The 20,773-nt window shown below is 53.2% G+C and carries 20 protein-coding genes; all 20 read right to left on the bottom strand.

What is annotated here, in order from left to right:
- Positions 1-71: 71 nt before the first annotated feature.
- On the bottom strand, positions 72-428 hold the full coding sequence (locus tag JQN73_RS12940) for a hypothetical protein (protein WP_205319302.1): 357 nt from the start codon (positions 426-428) through the stop codon (positions 72-74).
- A 491-nt stretch (positions 429-919) separates the two neighbouring features.
- Positions 920-2,134, bottom strand: a complete 1,215-nt coding sequence (locus JQN73_RS12935; protein WP_205319301.1) for a CaiB/BaiF CoA-transferase family protein — start codon at positions 2,132-2,134, stop codon at positions 920-922.
- A 3-nt stretch (positions 2,135-2,137) separates the two neighbouring features.
- A complete protein-coding gene (locus JQN73_RS12930; protein ID WP_205319300.1) occupies positions 2,138-3,013 on the bottom strand; it encodes a cyclase family protein in 876 nt (291 codons plus the stop codon).
- 52 nt (positions 3,014-3,065) lie between these two features.
- A complete protein-coding gene (locus JQN73_RS12925) occupies positions 3,066-4,154 on the bottom strand; it encodes a flavin reductase (protein WP_205319299.1) in 1,089 nt (362 codons plus the stop codon).
- On the bottom strand, positions 4,147-5,202 hold the full coding sequence (locus tag JQN73_RS12920; protein ID WP_205323349.1) for a branched-chain amino acid ABC transporter permease: 1,056 nt from the start codon (positions 5,200-5,202) through the stop codon (positions 4,147-4,149). Before JQN73_RS12920 ends, JQN73_RS12925 begins: the two co-directional genes overlap by 8 nt.
- Positions 5,203-5,240: 38 nt before the next feature.
- Positions 5,241-6,128: a branched-chain amino acid ABC transporter permease gene (locus JQN73_RS12915; protein ID WP_205323348.1), complete on the bottom strand. Its 888-nt coding sequence runs from the start codon at positions 6,126-6,128 to the stop codon at positions 5,241-5,243.
- 3 nt (positions 6,129-6,131) lie between these two features.
- Positions 6,132-6,830 (bottom strand): ABC transporter ATP-binding protein, encoded by a 699-nt coding sequence (locus JQN73_RS12910; protein WP_240162567.1) that lies wholly within the window; start codon positions 6,828-6,830, stop codon positions 6,132-6,134.
- A 67-nt stretch (positions 6,831-6,897) separates the two neighbouring features.
- A complete protein-coding gene (locus JQN73_RS12905) occupies positions 6,898-7,650 on the bottom strand; it encodes an ABC transporter ATP-binding protein (RefSeq protein ID WP_205319289.1) in 753 nt (250 codons plus the stop codon).
- A 21-nt stretch (positions 7,651-7,671) separates the two neighbouring features.
- Positions 7,672-8,979 (bottom strand): NtaA/DmoA family FMN-dependent monooxygenase, encoded by a 1,308-nt coding sequence (locus tag JQN73_RS12900; protein ID WP_205319287.1) that lies wholly within the window; start codon positions 8,977-8,979, stop codon positions 7,672-7,674.
- A 75-nt stretch (positions 8,980-9,054) separates the two neighbouring features.
- The gene (locus JQN73_RS12895) at positions 9,055-9,567 is read right to left on the bottom strand and encodes a 2,4'-dihydroxyacetophenone dioxygenase family protein (RefSeq protein WP_205319278.1); all 513 of its coding nucleotides are present in this window, start codon (positions 9,565-9,567) and stop codon (positions 9,055-9,057) included.
- Positions 9,568-10,797, bottom strand: a complete 1,230-nt coding sequence (locus JQN73_RS12890; RefSeq protein WP_205319276.1) for an ABC transporter substrate-binding protein — start codon at positions 10,795-10,797, stop codon at positions 9,568-9,570.
- A gap of 489 nt (positions 10,798-11,286) precedes the next feature.
- On the bottom strand, positions 11,287-12,471 hold the full coding sequence (locus JQN73_RS12885; protein ID WP_205319274.1) for a porin: 1,185 nt from the start codon (positions 12,469-12,471) through the stop codon (positions 11,287-11,289).
- 315 nt (positions 12,472-12,786) lie between these two features.
- Positions 12,787-13,506 carry an ABC transporter ATP-binding protein gene (locus tag JQN73_RS12880; RefSeq protein WP_205319272.1) on the bottom strand — a complete coding sequence of 240 codons (720 nt, stop codon included), beginning with the start codon at positions 13,504-13,506 and terminating at the stop codon, positions 12,787-12,789.
- Positions 13,503-14,279, bottom strand: a complete 777-nt coding sequence (locus tag JQN73_RS12875; RefSeq protein WP_205323347.1) for an ABC transporter ATP-binding protein — start codon at positions 14,277-14,279, stop codon at positions 13,503-13,505. Before JQN73_RS12875 ends, JQN73_RS12880 begins: the two co-directional genes overlap by 4 nt.
- Positions 14,276-15,379, bottom strand: coding sequence for a branched-chain amino acid ABC transporter permease (locus tag JQN73_RS12870; protein WP_205319270.1), 1,104 nt, complete (start codon positions 15,377-15,379; stop codon positions 14,276-14,278). Before JQN73_RS12870 ends, JQN73_RS12875 begins: the two co-directional genes overlap by 4 nt.
- Positions 15,366-16,256 (bottom strand): branched-chain amino acid ABC transporter permease, encoded by an 891-nt coding sequence (locus JQN73_RS12865; RefSeq protein ID WP_205319269.1) that lies wholly within the window; start codon positions 16,254-16,256, stop codon positions 15,366-15,368. Before JQN73_RS12865 ends, JQN73_RS12870 begins: the two co-directional genes overlap by 14 nt.
- Positions 16,257-16,379: 123 nt before the next feature.
- Positions 16,380-17,615 (bottom strand): ABC transporter substrate-binding protein, encoded by a 1,236-nt coding sequence (locus JQN73_RS12860; RefSeq protein ID WP_205319267.1) that lies wholly within the window; start codon positions 17,613-17,615, stop codon positions 16,380-16,382.
- Positions 17,616-17,725: 110 nt separating this feature from the next.
- Positions 17,726-18,664 (bottom strand): glutathione S-transferase family protein, encoded by a 939-nt coding sequence (locus JQN73_RS12855; RefSeq protein ID WP_205319265.1) that lies wholly within the window; start codon positions 18,662-18,664, stop codon positions 17,726-17,728.
- Positions 18,665-18,760: 96 nt separating this feature from the next.
- Positions 18,761-19,564: an SDR family NAD(P)-dependent oxidoreductase gene (locus tag JQN73_RS12850; protein WP_205319263.1), complete on the bottom strand. Its 804-nt coding sequence runs from the start codon at positions 19,562-19,564 to the stop codon at positions 18,761-18,763.
- A gap of 90 nt (positions 19,565-19,654) precedes the next feature.
- Entirely contained in the window at positions 19,655-20,686 is a 1,032-nt protein-coding gene (locus JQN73_RS12845) for an amidohydrolase (protein ID WP_205319261.1), read from the bottom strand.
- Between the last annotated feature and the right edge of the window lie 87 nt (positions 20,687-20,773).

The raw sequence follows: 20,773 nt of genomic DNA, 5'->3' as shown, positions 1-20,773 counted from the left end.
TCGCAACGGCATAAGACCATTGAATATTGCGGTTTTAAAACAGGCTTTGAAACACCCATTTCACCCATTTGTCAGCGGTCTCTACTGCTGAATAACTTTGAAAACAAATAGCCAGCGGCTAAGGCCACGCTAATTGATAAAACCGGACTGGTGCGGACGTAACGACGGCCGGTCTCGGCATATCGTTGATAGGCAGCGGTGAGCTCACGCGTCCGTTCTGCGAGTGTAGCGGTGGCATCCGACAGTGCGGTCGATACTTGATCTACACCAGCGTGCGCGCCATTCACCGCGCGTTCTACAGCTGGGCGAGTTAAGTCGGACGCTTTATCGATGGCGCCGTGAAGATCGGCGCTTTTATCTTTAATCAGGCTACTCACGCCTTCCAGGGAGCGATCTCCAGCCTTGTTAATTTCTGAGTTTGTGTCCATGGTCTACTCCATTTTTAAGGAAAGAAATGACATCGGTCTCACAAAAAAGCCACGAAAAAATTCATGGAACGAATCGGCCTAAAACATTCAGGTTGGCTTATTAAAACGGACGGCATGGCAGTTCACCCTGCATGACGCCGTAATGTGCTCCAGGAGTTTGCAATTTACGTTTACGCTTAAAATAAAGCGTTCACATTGATGCGGCGCGTATGAATCCCAAATATCGCGCGCGCTGCGAACAGCACCGCAACACTATTAGTAGTTACCGATGATAATTGAACCAGTTATGATAACTATCAGTCAAACACTGATATTCAGGTAGGAGAAAGGTAAAGGCGGAGTAGGACATTCGCTATCGACCAGTTGTGTGCCGATTTGTATTGTTTTAAAAAAAAGAATTTAAACGCAAAAAAAACAGCAATGCCGCCAAGATAAAGCCATTCTGACGCACATTGCCGCGAACAATTAGTGACAACTACCTATTTTTATTGTTATGAATTTGAAGCGCACACACCACCAGGTGCCAGCAGGCGTTGCGTACTTTCTTCATCGTAATCGTACTCACGCAAAATCTCTGCGCTATGCTGTCCCAGGCCGGGTGGCAAACGGGTGATATCCGGTGGCGAAGCACTCATCCGTAAAGGATTCCGCCCGATCAATAATTTACCTTCGGTCGGATGCTCTTGCACGCTCCAGAAATCGACACTCTTCAGATGCGGATCTTCGCGCAAATCTTCGATATCGTTGACTGGCGAGAATGGAATATCTTCCGGCGTTAGCAGGCGTAACCATTCTGCATTGGTCTTGAGCCCGATCTGACGCTCGATTTCATCCCATACCGCACGGAAATGTACCTGGCGCGAGGAGAACAGGGTAAAGCGCGGATCATCCATGATTTCCGGCGCACCAGCCAATTCAAAAAATCGTCGCCAGTGAGAATCTGAATACGGCAACAGGGATAAATAGCCATCCAGCGTCTTATAGGGTCTGCGGGCTGCCGCCACAACCGGCGCATAACCCATGTCACCGATTGGCGGCTCAAAAATATGACCCCATTGATGTTCGATCATATTGAACGAGGCCATGGTCTCAAACATCGGCACTTCGACCTCTTGGCCTTCGCCCGTACGCAAGCGATGCATCATCGCTAATACGATAGCGTAAGCTGCATGTACGCCGCTGATCTTGTCGGCCACAATAGTCGGGATGTAGCGCGGCTGTCCAGCCACCACTTCCTGCAACATGGCGAGACCTGAGGCGGCCTGAATAATGTCATCGTAAGCGGGACGTCCGCCGTACTCTCCATCGTCGCCGTAGCCGGTAACGTGGCAATACACCAGACCGGGATGGGTTTTTGCAAGCGTCGCGTAATCGAGGCCGAGACGTGCGGCGGCAGGCGTACGCATCGAGTGCAGCAGCACATCGGTCTTGGCCAGCAAGCGCTGCAGGATTTCACGGCCTTCGGGGCGCTTCAGATCAACCACAATGCTACGCTTGCTGCGATTGCTGGTGAGGAAAAAAGCGCCCATGCGTGGCGAGCGGCGCGGGCCGATTGAGCGGGTCAGGTCACCTTCGGGCGGCTCCAGTTTGATCACATCGGCCCCCATGTCACCCAGGTATTGACCGGCTACCGGACCAAACACCATCGATGCAATTTCGAGGACGCGGATACCGTCCAGTGGCCGCTTCTTAGGGGAGTTTTTCATGTTTTACAATACAGCAACAGGCGCGAGAGGGCTACCGGTCGCACCAACGATAGGCAGCGCGCTGGCAACGAATAGAAATGTATAACGACCGCTGGCGACCAGCGGATCGAGCATCAGACCTTCCAGCAACGGCACCCCAAAATCGCGGATCAGTAGTTGATGTACCGGAAATACCGTGCCTTTTGCAAATGGCAGTACTTCAACAGCGAAGTTATCAGCACCCACCACGGCGACTTCGCACTCAGCCAACCAGCGCGCAGCTTCTACATCGATACCCGGTTCCACATCGAATGACACGTTCTTCACGCCTTTTTGTGATTCCAGCCAACCTGTGCGCAGCAATACCGCATCGCCTCGCTCTATCTTCAGGTCAGCCATCGCTGCAGCAGCCTCAAGGTCGGCGCGACTGATCACTTCGCCCGGAACCAACACGCGTCCCTTCAAGCGGACCAGATCAAGCAACACTCCGCGGGTGACGATAGGCGGCATCTTTTCGACGCCAAGTCTGGAGGCACCAGTGGTACTGCGAATAGTGTCGCCCGAGAAACCGTTGTACAGCGTGTCGTCATACCAGGCGTGACACAAGGCATCCACATGGGTACCGATATGCAACGGCATGATCACTGAATCCTCGGCGAACTGAAAACCCTCTGGACGACCGGCACCGGCAGCGTAATCACCGCCATCGCGGCCCATGAAATGTTGCAGACCGCAACGGTGGGCTGGCACCGGGGTCTTGGACGACAGCAATTGTGCCAGACGCAATACTTCACCAGTCTGCACCAGACCCGTGGCGCGGCGAACCTGATCAGGTCCGATAAAATTCAACGCGCCGCGTTCATCGTCCTCGCCCCAGCGTTTCCATGTATTTTCAATCATCGTATTCTTTCTCTAAGTGAGGGTTATTGGCGTAACGCGCCCCTGCAATTCGTTAAGGCCGGTGGCCGAGGCGAGCCGACAAGCGCCGTGCCGCATCGCTTAAACGCGCTACGGCGGGATCATCTGGCGTAAAACTGACTGCTGCGCCCATCATCGTGAGCGCCAGCACAATCGCGCCCGAAGCATCGAACACGGGCGCGCTGACAGCGTTTACGCCTAACTCGTTAATGTCGGTCATGATCGCATCATCTATCGCACCGAGTTGACGTTCGCGCACCAGTGCCAGATGTGATTCGACCGCTGCACGCGTGTTAAACGGTGCAGCGGGAATATGTTGAACTGCGGCAATCTCTGCATCCAGATAGCGCGCCGTCAACTGTGGCGCTGAAAATGCGGCAAACACTTTGCCGGTAGCCGAACCCAACAGCGGTAATACCATGCCGCAGCGCAAGCGCACGTCCAGCGGTTGGCGCGCCTCTACCCACCAGATGAGAGTCGGGCCCATGTTTCCCCATACGCCCAAACCGACTGTTTTATCCGTTTCACGGTTCAATTCTTCCAGACAAGGACGCGCTAATTGTACGGCGTTCAAGGTGGCGACATTACCGGAGCCAAGGTCGGCATTGGGCGCGTGCGGATGCACCACCATGTATTTCCCGGCACCAAAAGCCAGCGGCTTGCGCGAAGTGCCCAGAATCCGATCAACCCGGCCAAGAAACAGTAAATGGTCACCACCAGGATAAGTAGCTTCAGTGCTGCATTCAAGATACGCTGCGCAGCCGTCGATTAGCGGCAACCCATCGAGGCCCGCTGTGACAGCGATTCCTTCGAACCGGCCGGGGCCGGATTTAGCGAAGCGATTGGAGATATCAACCTGCTCCTCCGATAATATATTGACGACAAACCGCTTTGCCTTGCTGTACACCGGGAAACTGGTCGCATTGGTGCGCACACTCCAAACGATCAGCGGCGGATCAAGCGAGACCGAATTGAACGAATTGACTGTCATCCCAATGGGCGCACCCTCTTCATCCAGGGCGGTGATAACGGTCACCCCAGTAACAAACGCACCAAGGCAGCGCCGCAACTCGGTCGGATCAATCACTGGCATGCGCGGCGACTCTATCGAAGGATTACTCATGGAGACTGGCATCTTTCAGTGGAATGGAAGGTGTGGAAAGAGTACGACGAAAGCCGGCTTTTGCCGCATCGGTTGCTACCAATGGCTCGCTCTCACTCAGAACTGGACTGGCAGTCTGGAATCGGTCGGCCAGCCAACCGCACAAGCCGCGCCGGAAAGACATCACGCAAATGATAAAGATCGTTCCTTCAATCATCGTGACCCAAGAGCCAAAACCGGCCAGATAGGTGGTGATGATCACCAACACGAAGGCACCGACAATCGGACCAAACAACGTGCCTACCCCACCCACCAGTGTCATCAGGATGACATCACCAGACACCGACCAGTTGACGTCGTTAAGCGTGGCGAGCTGGAACACTAACGTCTTGGTCGCACCCGCCAGGCCGGCCAGCGCTGCCGATAATACGAACACCAGCAACTTAATCCGCTCAACCCGGTACCCCAGCGAAATGGCACGCGGCTCGTTTTCCCGAATAGCTTTAAGCACCTGCCCGAACGGAGAATGTACAACCCGATAAATCAGCGCAAAGCCGCCGCCGCAAATCGCCAGGACGGTGTAATACATCGCGAGCGGTTGATCAAGGTTGATCAGGCCGAACAGATGACCACGCGGAATCGCCTGAATGCCGTCTTCGCCGCCAGTGAAGCCATCCGCTTGCAAGTAGAAAAAATATAGCATCTGCGCCAGCGCCAACGTTACCATCGCAAAATAAATACCCTGACGCCGGATCGACAGCCACCCAAATACGACGCCTAGCGCTGCGGCCGCCAGCGTACCGAGCAGGATCCCGATTTCGGGCGAGATGCCCCAATATTTCATCGTATAACCGGTTACATAGGCCGCGGTACCAAAGAACGAAGCATGCCCAAAAGAGAGTAAGCCACCATACCCGAAGAGTAAGTTAAAAGCCGAAGCAAGCAGCGCAAAACACAGTGCTTTCATCATGAAAATCGGATATAGCCCGATAAAGGGTGCCGCTAGCCCAATCAACAGCATTAAGGCAGCGATTATCAGTTGTGCATTCTGGCGCAAGGTTTGATGCATATTATTTTTTTGCAGCAGGGTTGTTGCGTTGGCTCCCATTATGCAGTCCTTCCGAACAAGCCAGCAGGCTTGACCAGCAATACGAGTGCCATAATCACGAAGATCACCGTGCTGGATGCTTGCGGATAAAAAACCTTGGTCAACCCTTCCGCCAAACCGAGCGCAAAGCCGCTAAAGATAGCGCCACCGATGGAGCCCATGCCGCCAATGACCACCACTGCGAATACCACAATAATGGTGCTGGTTCCCATCATGGGACTGACTTGATAAATCGGTGCGGCCAATACGCCGCCCAACGCCGCTAATGCTACGCCAAAGCCATAGGTCAGCATCATCATGCGCGGAACCCGTACACCGAAAGCTTGTACCAGCGTTGGATTTTCGGTCGCGGCGCGGAGGTAAGAACCCAACTTGGTTTTTTCGATCATTAACCAGGTCGCACCACATACCACCAGAGAAAAAATAAATACCCAGGCGCGATAAGTAGGCAAATACATGAAGCCTAAATGATGCCCACCCTGCAATAGCGCGGGCGTGGCATACGGCAGACCAGCCGCACCGAATAGTTGACGGAATGCGCCTTCGATCAGAAGTGCCGCGCCAAACGTCAGGAGCAAGCCATAAACATGGTCGAGCTGCTGGATATGGCGTAATAAATACCGTTCAATTAACATGCCGCTCGCACCGACGATCAACGGCGTCAGTACCAGCGCTATCCAATAATTCATTCCGAGGAAGTTGAGTAACAGCCACGCACAAAACGCACCCATCATGTATTGCGCACCGTGGGCAAAGTTGATGATGTTCAGCAAACCAAAGATGATCGCCAGACCAAGACTGAGCATGGCATAAAAAGCGCCATTGATAGCGCCGATCATCAATTGCCCGGATAGCGCTTGCACGGAAACGCCAAAAAATTCTGTCATCATTTACATGCTCAGGTAATTATGAATATTGGCGACTGTGGTTGCATCGGCGATCTCGGCGGCGGCAATGTGGTCGACTACGCGGCCATCTTCTATCACGTAAAATCGCTCCGACACGCTGGCAGCGAAATTGAAATTTTGCTCGACCAAAACGATGGTGTAACCGCGCTCTTTGAGCTTCTGGATGGCATGACCAATTTGCTCAATAATAACCGGCGCCAAACCTTCGGTCGGCTCGTCAAGTAGCAGCAAGTCAGCACCGGTCCGCAAGATGCGTGCAATGGCCAGCATTTGCTGCTCGCCACCTGACAGTTTGGTTCCCGGGCTGGCGCTGCGCTCAGCCAGATTAGGAAACAACTGATGGATTTCCGCGAGAGTCATGCCGCCTGGCTTGATGATCGGTGGCAACATCAAATTTTCTTGCACCGTCAAGCCAGCAAAGATACCGCGCTCTTCTGGACAATAGCCAATGCCCTGACGTGCAATCTGATCCGGTGACGCGAAAATTAACTCGCTCCCAGCGAATCTGATCGTGCCTTCGCGGTGCCGCATCAATCCCATAATGGAACGTAAGGTACTGGTCTTTCCAGCACCGTTGCGCCCTAACAGAGTGACGATTTCGCCGCGCTTTACGCTAAGGTCAACGCCGTGCAAAGCTTGGGATTCTCCATACCAGGCACATAGATCTTCAATGACTAGCAAGTCCGGTTGGGCACCAGCCACGCTTTCAGCTTGAGGTCGAAACTGACCTTGAGATACGCTAACTGAATCAAGCATGAGCAGATCCCATATAAGCACTGCGTACCAGCGGGTTGGCAGACACGACTGCATACGGCCCTTCAGCCAGCACTTTACCGCGCGCCAGCACCGTGATGGTGTCTGACAAATCGGCGACGACCTTTAAATTATGCTCCACCATCAGTACCGTGCGCCCGACCGCAACCTTGCGAATCAGACTAGCGATTCGTTCTATATCTTCGTGGCCGAGGCCTGCCATTGGCTCGTCCAGTAACATAACTTCAGGATCAAGCGCCAATGTGGTCGCCAATTCCAGCGCGCGCTTGCGCCCATATGACAGATCGGCTGCACGCACATTGCGCCAGCGCGTGAGTCCCACCGCGTCGAGTAATTCGTCGGCACGTTCGTTCAATGCGGCCAGTGTCTTGTCAGAGCGCCAGAACTGATAGCTGACCTGCAACGGACGTTGGAGTGCGATTCGCACATTGTCGCGCACACTGAAAGCAGGGAAAGTCGAGGAAATCTGAAACGAACGCACCATGCCGCCCTGTGCCACTAATGCCGGGTCACGCCGCGTGATATCTTCTCCTTTAAAGAAGATTTGGCCGCCGCTGGCTGGCAGGAAGCGGGTCAGCAAATTGAAGACAGTTGACTTACCCGCGCCGTTAGGACCGATCAGCGCATGGATAGCACCTTTGCGCACCTTTAAATCAATGCCACCTACCGCGACGAAGCCGCGGAAGTCCTTAGTCAAGCCGCGTGTTTCGATGATCGTATCAGTCAATTTTTCCACCTCGCCAAATCATCAAGCCATCAGGTTGTCACGGAAACTATCACCTTCATAAGCGGTGCGAAATACGCCACGGCTTTGCAAGATCGGCACGACCTGATCGACAAAATCTTCCGCGCTATCCGGATTGGTGGTTGGGCTCAAATTAAAGCCATAACAACCGGTTTCGCGCCAGGTACGCTCCATTTCATCGGCCACCTGCTCCGGTGTCCCGATCACTTGCGGGATCGCAACCGACAATGCCCATGTGGTTGCCGCCTGCCGTAACGTGACCGCTCGTCCATCGGCACCGGTCACAGTTGCGGCCATCAGGCCCCGCGAAGCCTGTGTCTCCATCTCCGCCATTGGACAATCAGGGTCAAGTTGACTCAAATCCATCCCAAACACACCGGAGAGCCGCGCCAGAATCGCATCGAGTGGAATTCGTTCAGCCAACTCTTCGGCGCGCTGGCGTGCTTCCAGTTCTGTGCTGCGTACGATCGGTTGCAGTCCAAACAGGACCTTGCATTCTTGGCCTTTACCTTGCTCGGCCGCAGCAGCTTTCAGTTGCAACATGCTTTTCTTCATACCTGTCACATGCGACTGAATGGCGAAGATCACTTCAGCGTGTTCCATCGCAAACTTCAAACCGCGTCCCGATGAACCAGCCTGAAATAACAATGGACGACCGTATGGCGACGGTAGCGTCGGCGCTACCGCCTTGCAGTTGAGGAACCGTCCCTGAAAATCCACCACGTTGATTTGTTCCGGGTCAGCGAACTTGCCGCTCACACGGTCTTTCAATATCGCCGCATCCGGAACGCAATCCCATAAACGATAGCAAATGTCCATGAATTCATCCGCCTGGTCATAACGCTCGTCATGGCCCAATGCGCCAAGACCATTGGCCTGATGCTCAGCCGCACTGAAACCCGACACGATATTCCAACCTACGCGGCCACGACTCAAGTAATTTAAAGTCGATATGCGACGGGTCGCCAGATACGGCGTCGTGCCGGTAGTCGACAGCGTCACACCGATACCGAGATGTTTAGTCGCCGCAGCCATCACCGCCACCAATGGCATCGGATCGTGGTTCGGCCATGACGCGCCATATTCCACTGAAGGCTTAACGCTATTTTTATAGACAGCATGGGTCGCCGGACTATCCGCAAAAAACACACCATCAAAGCAACCGCGCTCAAGCGTCTGGGCCAGATTCTGCCAATAGGCAAAATCTTGCAGGCCATCCAGCTGGCCATCTTTAGGATCGGTCCAACTAAGCAGGGTATGCGTGCTGGCACTGTGAATCAGCATCTGCATCAAGTGCATTTTTGAAGACATTGGGTGCCATCCTAAGAACAAGAATTAAATCGGGTTATTCTGCAATGGGCAGAATTAGCAAAATAAAGGGTCTGATTATCGAATCAACGATTGCAGATAATCGTCGCCCAGGCCCACTTCACGGCAATACTTGGCATACCGATCCAGACGTAAAAAAACGTCGTCATAGTCGGTCGCATTACCTTCTTCATCCAGATACACAAGCGGTCCATGGACGTGGAACAATGCGGTCATCTTGCCTGCTTCCGGATCGATGTAGAGTGTATGGATATGGCCGGGAGGCTCGTAGACGAAGCTGCCCGCACGTGCAACCCAGTCATATTCGCGATAACCCCAGGCCCCATCAAGCGTCCAACCGGTCACCGGCGATGCGTGGCGATGACGTTGAATCGTGCCTTGACCCTCGGCCTTCAGGATGCTGATCCAGCCACCGTTTGAGACATCAAACAGAATCGGTCGAACCTTGCCCAATTTACCTAATGGATACCATTTGTTATCCTCGACCATGACATCCGGTGAAAACATTTCCGGACGCGTAAAAGGTGACTCTGGAATATTAATAGGTGCCTTCATGGGAATATCGCTCATTCAAATGCTCCCTGGTTTGACTAAAGGGCAATTGCCCGCTGCCATCGGACGCCAGGCCTGGTCCGGCCCAAGTTTCCGTTTGATCTTGTACAGGTCCCACTCGCCCTTGCTCTCTTCAGGTGCTTTGACTTCAAACAAATAAACATCGCTGACAACCCGACCATCCGCGCGAATCCGCGCATTGGTCAACACGTCATCACTGATCGGCAGTTGCTTCATCCGCTCGACCACTACGCGTCCCGAACGTTTGGCTTCGGCAGCGCCCACGTCGGCAACTGCTTTCAGATAATGTGTCACCGCGGAATAGGCTCCTGCCTGCCCCATGTTCGGTGGCACGCCTTTGGTTTGAGGTGTGATGCGTTTGGCAAAAGCACGCGACTTGTCGTTCAAGTCCCAATAGAACGATTCGGTCAATATCAAACCTTTGGTCACCGGCAAACCGAGCGCTTTAATATCTTGCAGATAAATAATCAGCGCCGCCATACGCTGGCCGCCCTTGGTCAGACCGAATTCATTGGCTTGTTTCAGGCAGTTGAGCAAGTCATTCCCGGCCAATGCCAACGCCACGACTTTGGCGCCCGAAGCTTGCGCCTGCAGCAAGGCTGAAGCAAAGTCGGTGGTGCCGACCGGCACCGCAACTTCGCCTACCACTTTGCCACCTTTGGCGATGACTACCGCCGCGGTATCGTCTCGCAGGGCCTTGCCAAACACATAGTCGGCACGAATAAAGAACCAACTTTCTCCAGTACCCTTTTCGATCATCCCGTTACCCATGCTAGTGGCCAGCATAGCGGTGTCGAAGGTCCAATGAGTCATATTCGGCGTGCATTCTTTGCCGCTCAGCGAAGCAGAACCGACGTTATTGGCCAACATCACTTTGTCGCGTTCCCGCACCAGATTATTGACGGCTAACGCAATGGCAGAATTATTAAACTCCATCAGCGCATCAACGCCCTGATCGAGCCACTGACGAGCAATAGCCGCGCCGATATCGGGTTTATTCTGGTGATCGGCCGTGAGGATTTCGACGTTCAACCCACGCGCACTCGCGATTTCAGCAATCGCCTGACGCGCGCAAATAATCGAACCAGTCCCGCCCAGATAACTATAAGGACCTGATGCATCTTGCAACATGCCAATACGAATCAAGGGTTTAGACTGCGCTCTTGCGATCATGGGCGCGAATGCCAGCGCTGATAATCCCGCCACCACGGTACGACGATTCACCATTTTTATCTCCCCGGTTTACCACCCCGCTGAGCGCCAAAATCACGAAATATCCAAACGATTTTTAACGTCTCACAAGCTGATATATACTTTATAGAATTGTTATATACCCGATGGTATCGTATTTTTCCCGAGGTCGCAACAATTTTGATCGAGACAATAAACACGCCCCAATGCGGCAAAATTGGAGACTAAATTTCGACTGAAATGGACGTAAAAAAGTACGTACATAAAATAGCGATTGCACAATGAATCTGCGTAAAGCAGCCGTAAAATTATGTCAACGTAGAAGAAAACAGAGGCTTAAAACAAAGTGGCCCTGCTCATTTTGAGGAGGGCCATCAATGGTGTATCAGGATGCAGATCTTAAGTCCAGGATTGACGCAAAATCGTCCCAGCAAGGCGTGCCGACGCAGACAGTACGAAAGACCGAGCCGCGTAGGTGGCAAGGAGAGCACGACGCCGCTGGGGCGACTTTTACGTCGATCCGGGTCAGAAGGAGTGGCGCATGCCGATTGCCGCTGCACGAATGGTTGAACCGTAAGGAACAACGCCAACTGTCGCAGAAGTGATCGTCGAAACCAAAGGACCGTTTGCATATGAATTGTTCTTGGTCTGTCCGTAGTTAGCATACAACACGGTCGACTTCGAGAACGGATACTCATACGTCAGGCCGACAACAGTGCCGCGGCCGTTCGGGCTATTTTTATACAGATAATCGATTCTGTCGATAGACGGAATGAAAGTACCCGTGCCGACCGGAATACGTGCGCCGAACCAGTATGAACGTTGACGGCTCCAGGTATAAGCATAAGCAGCTGCAGCAGGATTACCAACCGTTGCGGCTGGGCTTAGGTTAGCAAAATTGCTCGGTCCGATAAATTGATAAGCGCCGACGAACACCTTGGCGAAGTCAAATGTATAAGAACCACCGGCAATTTGCTCACTCACCCACTCTGGCTTAACGGTCGCAAGAATGCTATCTTGCGCCTGACGCAGACGGGTAGCCGATAAGCTCAACGACAAAGGACCATTGTCGTAGTTAACACTTGGGTTGATCAACTGACCTGTGCCACGGGTGTTTTCGTCGCCGGCTGCCAACATCAACTTGAACGTCAGACCCGACGTTTTGAATGTTCCCAACAACGAGTTATTCACCCGTGAAGTCGACTGCCATGTGCCGCTGGTTGCAGTTGCGCCAATGGTTGGATAAATAGCGTGGTTGGTCGCAGTGGTTGCGTTACCGAAGTACAGACCATACATTGGATCGATCATCGCAAAGATGACGTCGATCGGCGCATATTGACGACCCATGGAAACAGTCCAGTTAGTTCCGGTCAAACCAACCCATGATTGACGACCAAAAAATACACCGCCCTGCTGGCTCGCGCCATTATCGGCACCGAAGCCTGCCTCAAGGACGAAGTTCGCGCTCAGTCCACCGCCAAGATCTTCGTTACCGCGAAAGCCAAGACGACTTGCCGGACCAACACCAGAATCTTCACGAATAATGTGTGCTGAATTGACGCCGACGGTACCGCCCGGTTTTGTCGTACCACCGATCGTATTAACCGATACGATAGCTGCATCCACATTACCGTAAATGGTAACGCTGGAGTCGGCTTGTGCTACGCCGAAAGGAGCCAGTATGGCGATTGCAGCAACTAATTTTTTCATTTGTGATGTCCCCTGATCGTTTCATTTTTATAGTTAATAGTGATATCTCTTACAGATCACACTCAATTTGATGATTTCATACTCACTTCTGTGCTGCTTGCGTAAACTAGCTAAAGCGGGGAAAAGGCGGCTAACTTTGCACAATGTGTAGTTTTTTTGAACAAGGCTTTTACACTTTAATTTAGCTTGGGAAACTTTGATCCGAACCGATAGTTTCCCCATCATTGCTCACCCGAAACAGCCAGCAATTTTCCAGGAAACCGGATCCCGTATTTAAAGCCCAGCGGTTTAAGTTCGGGGTTTAAAGTCCCGCGTTTAAAGCCCCATATACGAGCGTTGAATGTCAGGGTCTTGCAACAGATCTTTGCCACTTGCGATCTTGAGAATACGACCGTGCTCGATGATGCAACCACGTTGACACATGCGCAGCGCGTTGCCAACGTTCTGTTCCACCAACAATACCGAAATGCCCTTTGATGCAACCAACTGGCTGACAATCTCAAACACTTTATCAACCATGATCGGCGCGAGGCCGAGTGACGGCTCATCCAGCATCAACAGTTTCGGTAGCGCCATCATTGCGCGAGCGACGGCGCACATCTGACGTTCACCGCCGGACAGGCGACCGGCCAGCTGTGTGCGTCTTTCTGCAAGCAATGGAAATAACGTCATTACTTCGTCCAGCGACTCCGCCATCCGTTCCCGAGCTTTCGCATGGTAAGCACCAAGCTGGAGATTTTCCAACACGCTCATGAATGGAAACAGACGGCCGCCTTCAGGCACCATGACCAGCCCACGTTCCGCCGCAGCATGCGCGGGCAAATTGGTGATATCTTGCCCATCGAACATTACGCGGCCAGAATGCGTCTTCAAATGGCCAGTGATCGTCAGTAGCAACGTGGTTTTACCCGCGCCGTTCGCACCCACTACCGACACAAATTCACCTTGTCCGACGTCGAGCGTCATGCCATGCAAAACAGGTAGTTCCGAATACCCGGAGCAGAGCGCCTCAACCCGTAAAATAGCGTTCGTCATTGTTGATCTCCAAGATACGCTTTAATGACTTCCGGTGAGCTCAGAATCTGCTCAGCACTACCTTCTGCGATCATGCGACCGCGATCCAGCACCACCACCCGATCCGAGAAGGCACGGACTACCTTGAGGTTGTGTTCAATAATCAAAAAGGTCAGGCCGTTGGCGTGTAAGTCCTGCAGTAATTCGATGACTTGTCCCACTTCGCTCTGATTCAGGCCAGCCATGACTTCATCAAGCAAGACCAATTCAGGCTCAAGCGCAAGCGCCCGCGCCACCTCCAGCCGACGTCGTTCACTCAACGTTAAATCACCAGCCCGTCGCAATGCGTGGCGCGCCAACCCGACACGTTGCAGTACCTCCATCGCTTTGTCGCGCGCAGTCGTTAAACGCGCATGGCGCATGAATGCGCCGATCATGACGTTCTCCAGCGCGCTCAATGTGATCAGCGGCTTGGCGATCTGAAAGGTGCGGCCGATGCCGAGTTGGGCACGTGCGTGCGGTGCGAGCCGGTTAATGACGTCTCCGCGCAGATGCACTTCACCCTCGCTGGGCGATAACTGACCGGAGAGCAAGTTGAAAAAAGTAGTTTTACCAGCGCCATTAGGCCCGATGATGCTAATGATCTCACCTTTTTTTACCGACAACGTGACGTTATCGACGGCGCGCAATCCAAGGAACTGCTTGCTGACACCCTTGACCGCGAGCAGATCCGGCATTGGCTGCATCGCGCCGGGCTTTACTTGGGACATTTCTTTCGTCATTGTTTGCGTCATTTTCTTGCCATCCACATGAGTTCCAGCTTGCGCCACAGGTCGGTCAGTGCGCCAACCAAACCGCGCTTCATGAATAAAGCCGCCAGCACCATCAGGAATCCAAGGATCGCTAAATTAATGCCGGGCAGCGCGCTAGCGAGTTCGGCACGCAGGAAATTTTCAAACGGAATAATCAGTGCCGCGCCCAGTAATGGGCCAGCAATCGTTCCGATTCCACCGATCAATGTTATCAAGGCAAATTTCACACCGACATCGGTCATCGTAAAAAGTGTAGGCGGATCGATATAGCGTAAATACATCGCAAACAAAGTGCCGCCTATCGATGTCAGGCCAGCGCTCAACGCCATGCCGCGCAATTTGACACTTAGCACGTTAATACCGGCAGCCCGCGCCGCATCCTCATCCTCGCGCACTGCCAGCAGGTAATAACCAAGCCGACTTCGGCGCAACAGCACAGTGATCCCAATCACCAGCGCCGCGAACACAAACATCAGTAAGCCGTACTGCCAACGCTCAACGAAAATCATGTTGGCAAAGCCTGGCTTAAAAGGAATCAAAATACCGCTAGGGCCATTCGTCAGCGAATCAAAGTGGTTTGCGATCACAAACGCAACTTCATTGAACGCCATTGTTGCAATGGCAAAAAATGGCCCACGCAAACGAAACGTCGGCCATGAGATCAACACCGCAATCAGCGCCGCGAACAGGGCTGCCGGAATCATGCTGAGCCATGGCGAGACATCAAACAGCGTATAGAACCGCGCCGTGACATATGCGCCAATGCCAAAAAACACACCATGACCGAGCGAGAACTGGCCGGCAAACCCGCCGATGATGTTCCACGCTGCCGCCAGGCCACCCATCAAATAGGTGAACGCGATGATGTTGAGCCAATACGGATCATTTACCATCAGGATGAACGGCAAGAACGCGATCGCTATCCCGCCGAGATATTTCAGCAGCGTCTGCTTTCTGCCATCGATTCCGCAATCGCGATGGATGGCGCCGTAATGTTCCAGCTCAGACTCTGCATTGGACCGCACCTGAGGTGGGGCTAAAGGCATCTCTTTATCAAGCGTACTTGTTTCAATGTTGTTCACGGAATCCCACTTCTTCCGCGCCAACCTGACCGAACAGGCCTGATGGACGCAAGATTAAAACGATAAGAAAAATGACAAACCAGATCGCACTTTTCAACGAAGGATCGATGTAATAGCCAGCAAATGCTTCAACGATGCCGACGATCAGGCCGCCGATATAAGCGCCCCAGACACTCCCCAGGCCACCTAGAACGACCACAGCAAAAGCAGCAAGAATAAAGTTACCGCCGACCGTGGGCGTGATCGAATAGATTGGCGTCAGCAGCACACCAGCCAGCCCAGCCAAGCCGGCACCAAGGCCGAAGGTGTACAGGAAAGTACGCTCGACGTTGATACCCATCACCCGCGCAGAACGTTTATCCTGCGTCACAGCGCGGATCGACTTGCCTGCCATGGTGCGGGACAAAAACAAATGCAATCCGACCGTAATGAGCGTGGTAGCGATAAATGTAACCAGCCGGACAACACTGATTTTCATATCACCAAGCGCTAGCACAGCTGCGCCCGCATCACCACCGATACTGACCGCCTCGCCGCGCGAGATTGCCAGCATAATGTTCTGAAACATCATCAACAGGCCGAAGGTCGCAAATATCTGCATATTCGGTTCGTTGTGGAGAGGCTGAATCACCAGGCGCTGAATCGCCATACCGATCAGGCCAACCAATGGTGCGACCAGCAGCGCTGCCAGATAAGGATTGAGCCCCAGATAGGTGTAGGCATAGTAACTGCCGTACATTCCGAACATCACCAGTTCGCCCTGTGCAAAATTGACGATTCGCACAACGCCAAAAATCAGATTCAACCCGATGCTTACCAGGCCGTAAATGCCGCCTAGTAAAATGCCAAACACGAGCACATTTAAAATTTGATCCATTGCCTTCTTTCCATGATGGGAAGCCGTCGCTTAGACTGCGAACGGCCTCCCTATACCCAAGTCGTATTACCAAAGACTCGCTTCTTCGTAAGTTGATATACGGACTTACAGCTACTTACGGGCTTAGTTCCGGGTAAGAGGCTTAAGTGTCGCGCCCACCGGAGAAGCGTCTATCGGAAACACTGTGACCATCTTGCCGCTCTGCCATTGCGCAGTAACAGGGAGGGCGCGGACATTTTGGAAATTTTTATCAAACTTGAGGCCGTAACCGGTTGCATAAGTACCATTCGGCTTGTCCATCGCTGCAGCGGCGCTTCGGATTTTTGCGACATCCAGGCTACCCGCGGCACGAATCGTGTCGAACAGCATTTGCATTCCGACATACGCAGTCATGCTTTGCGATGCGATCGGATCAGATTTATATTTAGCGCGATAGGCAGCCAGGAAGCCTTTAGCGCCAGGACCATATTTATCAGAAATATCGGTACGCGGATAGCTGACCACCAGCACACCTTCGATCGATGGAGCGCCCACGGATTGGAGTGTCTCCGGCGTGTCGCCCACTCCCACCATCAGAATCGCACCCGGCTTGAAACCTTGATCGCGGGCCGTACGCAATAACAGGTTGCCGTCCGGCACATAACCAGTCTGGATCAACACGTCTGGATTAGCTTGCTTGGCGCGCAGAACCGTGTCGTTCAAATCAATCGAGCGCATTGAGTGCGCACCCACGCCGACAACTTTGGCACCGAGTGCTTCAAGCAGACGCTTCTGGGTCTGAGCAATCGAGGTGCCATACAGCGAGTCTTCATGCTCAATCCAGACCTTGACGTCTTTCAGATTCTTTTTAAGCGCTGGCGCGACCAGCTCCCGCACAGCCGTGACCGACAACAACGCGAAATCGCCGCCATTCGGGCTCATACGAATATAATTTGGCAAGCCGCGCTCGGTCAGATTTTGTGCCAATGCGCCGGTTTCCCAATACAACTTGTTATAGCGCGAAGCCGCATCGCTAGCCGCGTTAGAAACCGGGCTGGTATAGGTGCCAACAAACAGGTCGACCTTATCCTTCGCCACCAGCTGCTCGACGGTAGCGATACCTTGCTGCGGCGTCGACGCGTCACCGCGAACGATGTCGATCTTGCGTCCAAGAATGCCACCGGCTGCATTCGCCTGATCTACCGCTAACTCATAACCGCGGGTCACTTCGACACCGTACAGGGCCAGCGGACCGCTGAAAGGGTTGATGGCGCCGATTTTGATCGGATCTGCGGCCACTGCCAAATGGGGCAACATTGCCGCACCAGCCAACAATGCGATGCTCACAATGGGTTTTAATACGGATTTAAATGCGCTCATACTGATCTCCTGATGGAAAGAATTATTATTTTTATACGGTGCTACAAAGTCGCCCCAGCGATCAGCAAAGTTCCAGATGGACGTTGCCTGGCGGTGAGGCGCAATACCGGCTACGCCACTTTATCGAGGACGTAACCAATTCTTGGAAAATGCACGTGCACCGTGCCCGCACGAGGATCGTGGCGGCGTAAGGTGAAATGCGACCGTGTGGCAGCGACCAGTTCGCCTTCCGTCGCTTCCGGCCCGAAACTTTCTGCTGTGACCGTCACCCGACTGCCAAGTGGGATGCCATGTTCGTCCTGAAAACGCAGGTCGGCTAACGGGCCTTCACCAATCGGTAGTGGCTCAACCCGTGCAGCAGCCATCACAGCCTGCGCTGAATCAATTTGCTGCGTCGTGCCATGGCCCAAAACCTGCATGCGTCCCATCCATGCCAGCAGCTTCGGCATCGTACGCAGCATGTCTGCGACAACCGGTGTAAATTGAAGACTGAACCACAATGGGTGATAAACCGAAAAATCAGCGATACAAGGTTTTTGTCCCAGCAAAAAAGGCTGATCGGTTAACATCTCCGAAAGTCGGTCAAAATAGATTTTGCAGGCCGCTGCTGCGTCGGATCCACGCAATCTATGCATCGTCCCCTTCATTGCATCCCGATCTGCCGCAAACAAGTTGACAGTCTCCGGCGGTGAGTCAGCGAACATATACACGGTATCTCTTGGGGGTGCCAAAACGCTCCAGAAAAGCGTGGTATCCGCCCACTGCGCCAATGTGCGCGCCATACCGTTCACTGATGATGGATAAAGTGCCGGGGTTGGCCGGACCTGCTCCAGAACTTCACAGATCAGGGCGCTGTCACAATAAATGTCCGCGCCAATTTGCAGGAAGGGCGTCCTGCGATAGCCGCCCGTGAGGGCGACGACGTCAGGCTTGGGCAAAACACCGGGAACAATCACTGATTTCCAGGCAAGGTTTTTATAACCCAGCACCAGTCGGATTTTTTCTGAGAATGGCGAAATCAGGAAGTGGTGCAGAATCAAGTCGGCCATGTGAAACTTTCCCTATTTTGAAATATTATGTGGCAGTGAAAACCATGGTTTATCCTGGGTTTCAGTAACAATCCGAACAATTAATTGCTAGGGCACTTACTGCGTATAACCAGCACGTGGCACCAGACTTAGGAGCATGCTGGTAAAGCCACCGTCAACCGTCAACGCATCACCGTTAACGTAAGAGGCCATATCGCTAGCCAAAAATAACACCGCTTGCGCTACGTCCTCGGGTGTGCCGATACGCCCTGCGGGAATCGACTTGTTACGCTGCTCCAACACGCCGGGCTGGTCATACATCGCCGCCGACAGCGGTGTCAAAATCATGCCGGGATGCACAGCATTGCTTCGAATTCCAGACGGTCCCCATTCCACTGCAAGCTGCTGCGACAACATGCTCACGCCCGCTTTCGCGACACTGTATGCGCCACTAAAAGCCGTCGGATTACTCCCCGCGATCGAGGCAATGTGGACCAATGCGCCCTTGCCTTTGGCCCGCATCTGCCGACCGAAAATTTGCGAGCAAAGAAAATAGCCAGTCAAATTTACCGATAGCAGCAAATTCCACGCCTCGAAAGACAGCGTATCGAGACCGCCCGCTCGAATCAGGCCAGCATTGTTGACCAATACATCACACGGACCAAAGGCGCTGAAGGCGCGCTCTGCGGCTGCTTCAACGCTAGCAGGTTCTGCCACGTTGCAGTGGATGGCGATGGCCTGTCCACCTGATTCGTTAATTTTCCTAACGGTTTCGGCGCTTCCTTCGACATTGACGTCAAGCACAACGACCCGTGCCCCGGATTTACCAAACGCGGTGGCGATGCTGCGTCCAATGCCGCTGCCGGCACCGGTTACTACGCAGACCTGTTGCGCCAGTCCGAATGGATCAGCATCTGGCATAACGTCTCCTCTGGCCTGAGGCCATGGTATTTATTTTTATAATTAGTAGAACCGATTCGAAAACTTCGTGCTCGAGCCTGCTGCGTGCGCTTACTTCGCCAATCTATAAAAGCTACTCGCGGTATCGTGAAACAAAGCTGCTTTTTCAGCAGCCGACGCACCGGAGGCGATGCGTTTAAACGCATTCCACAGGACCGGATAGCTGCACATGCCTTTATCCACAGGGAAGTTGCTCTCGAACATGCACCGATTCGCACCAAAGTTTTCGATACATGCTTCAATGTACGGACGCCAGGCGGTGGCAAGCTCTCCGGACGAAGGTGGAATCGGCTCTTTATGAAATTCGAACCCGATCACTGCCATTGCCAGACCGCCCAATTTGACGCGCACGTTTGGACAGGTTGCCAAGACTTTCATTGATGCCAGCCAATGCGTAAAGACGGCGTCACGCTTGCCGACATAAGGTCCAACCCCAAGCGGGCCGCCGGTATGATTGAGCACTATCGGCGTATCCGGAAACGCGCGTGCCAATGCAGTCAGCTCATCAATTTGGGTGTGATAAAGCCACGCATCAAACGTTAGGTTCAGCGGCTGTAAACGGGCAAACCCGGTACGAAATGTCGCATCAGACAGCAAATGCGGCTGTGGACGGCCCAGCAGACTGGCAGAAAACGCATCATGGCGCGCAGAGATATGACGAATACCCCTAAAACGGCCATGGCCCTCTTCGATATGCGCCTCTAACAAGACGGCGACCTTATCGCCAAGCAACAGGTCGCCTGCACCGACGATGCCCGCGCAAATACGCGTTTTTTCACCGCGGCGCTCGCATTCTTCGGCAATTGCTGCAACGAAGGTGGTTTCTCCTACCGAACGTAAATCTTCCGGTCCATCAGTACGATATGCGTAACCGCATTGGGAGAAAACGGTTGCCACGACGTTGTGACCGGAATTGGTATCCTCCAGAATTTCGTCGAGGAAATAGCCCCCTGCCCGTTCCCATAAATGATGATGCGGATCGATGATCGGTAAGTCCGGTTCAATAATCTCCTCTTGCAAGCGGAGCAACCAGGCTGGATCAAGCGGGAGATGCTGAAGGACTGGAATAGAAGTATTTGGCATGAGACAGCTTTCAGGTAACAGTAAAAACAGAAACGATTTGAAGCTCCTGATCCAGGCGCTTACGCTTGCGTCCGGACCAAAACATCA

Source organism: Glaciimonas sp. PAMC28666, assembly GCF_016917355.1.
GTDB lineage: Bacteria > Pseudomonadota > Gammaproteobacteria > Burkholderiales > Burkholderiaceae_D > Glaciimonas.
This window is presented reverse-complemented; position numbering and strand designations above follow the sequence as displayed.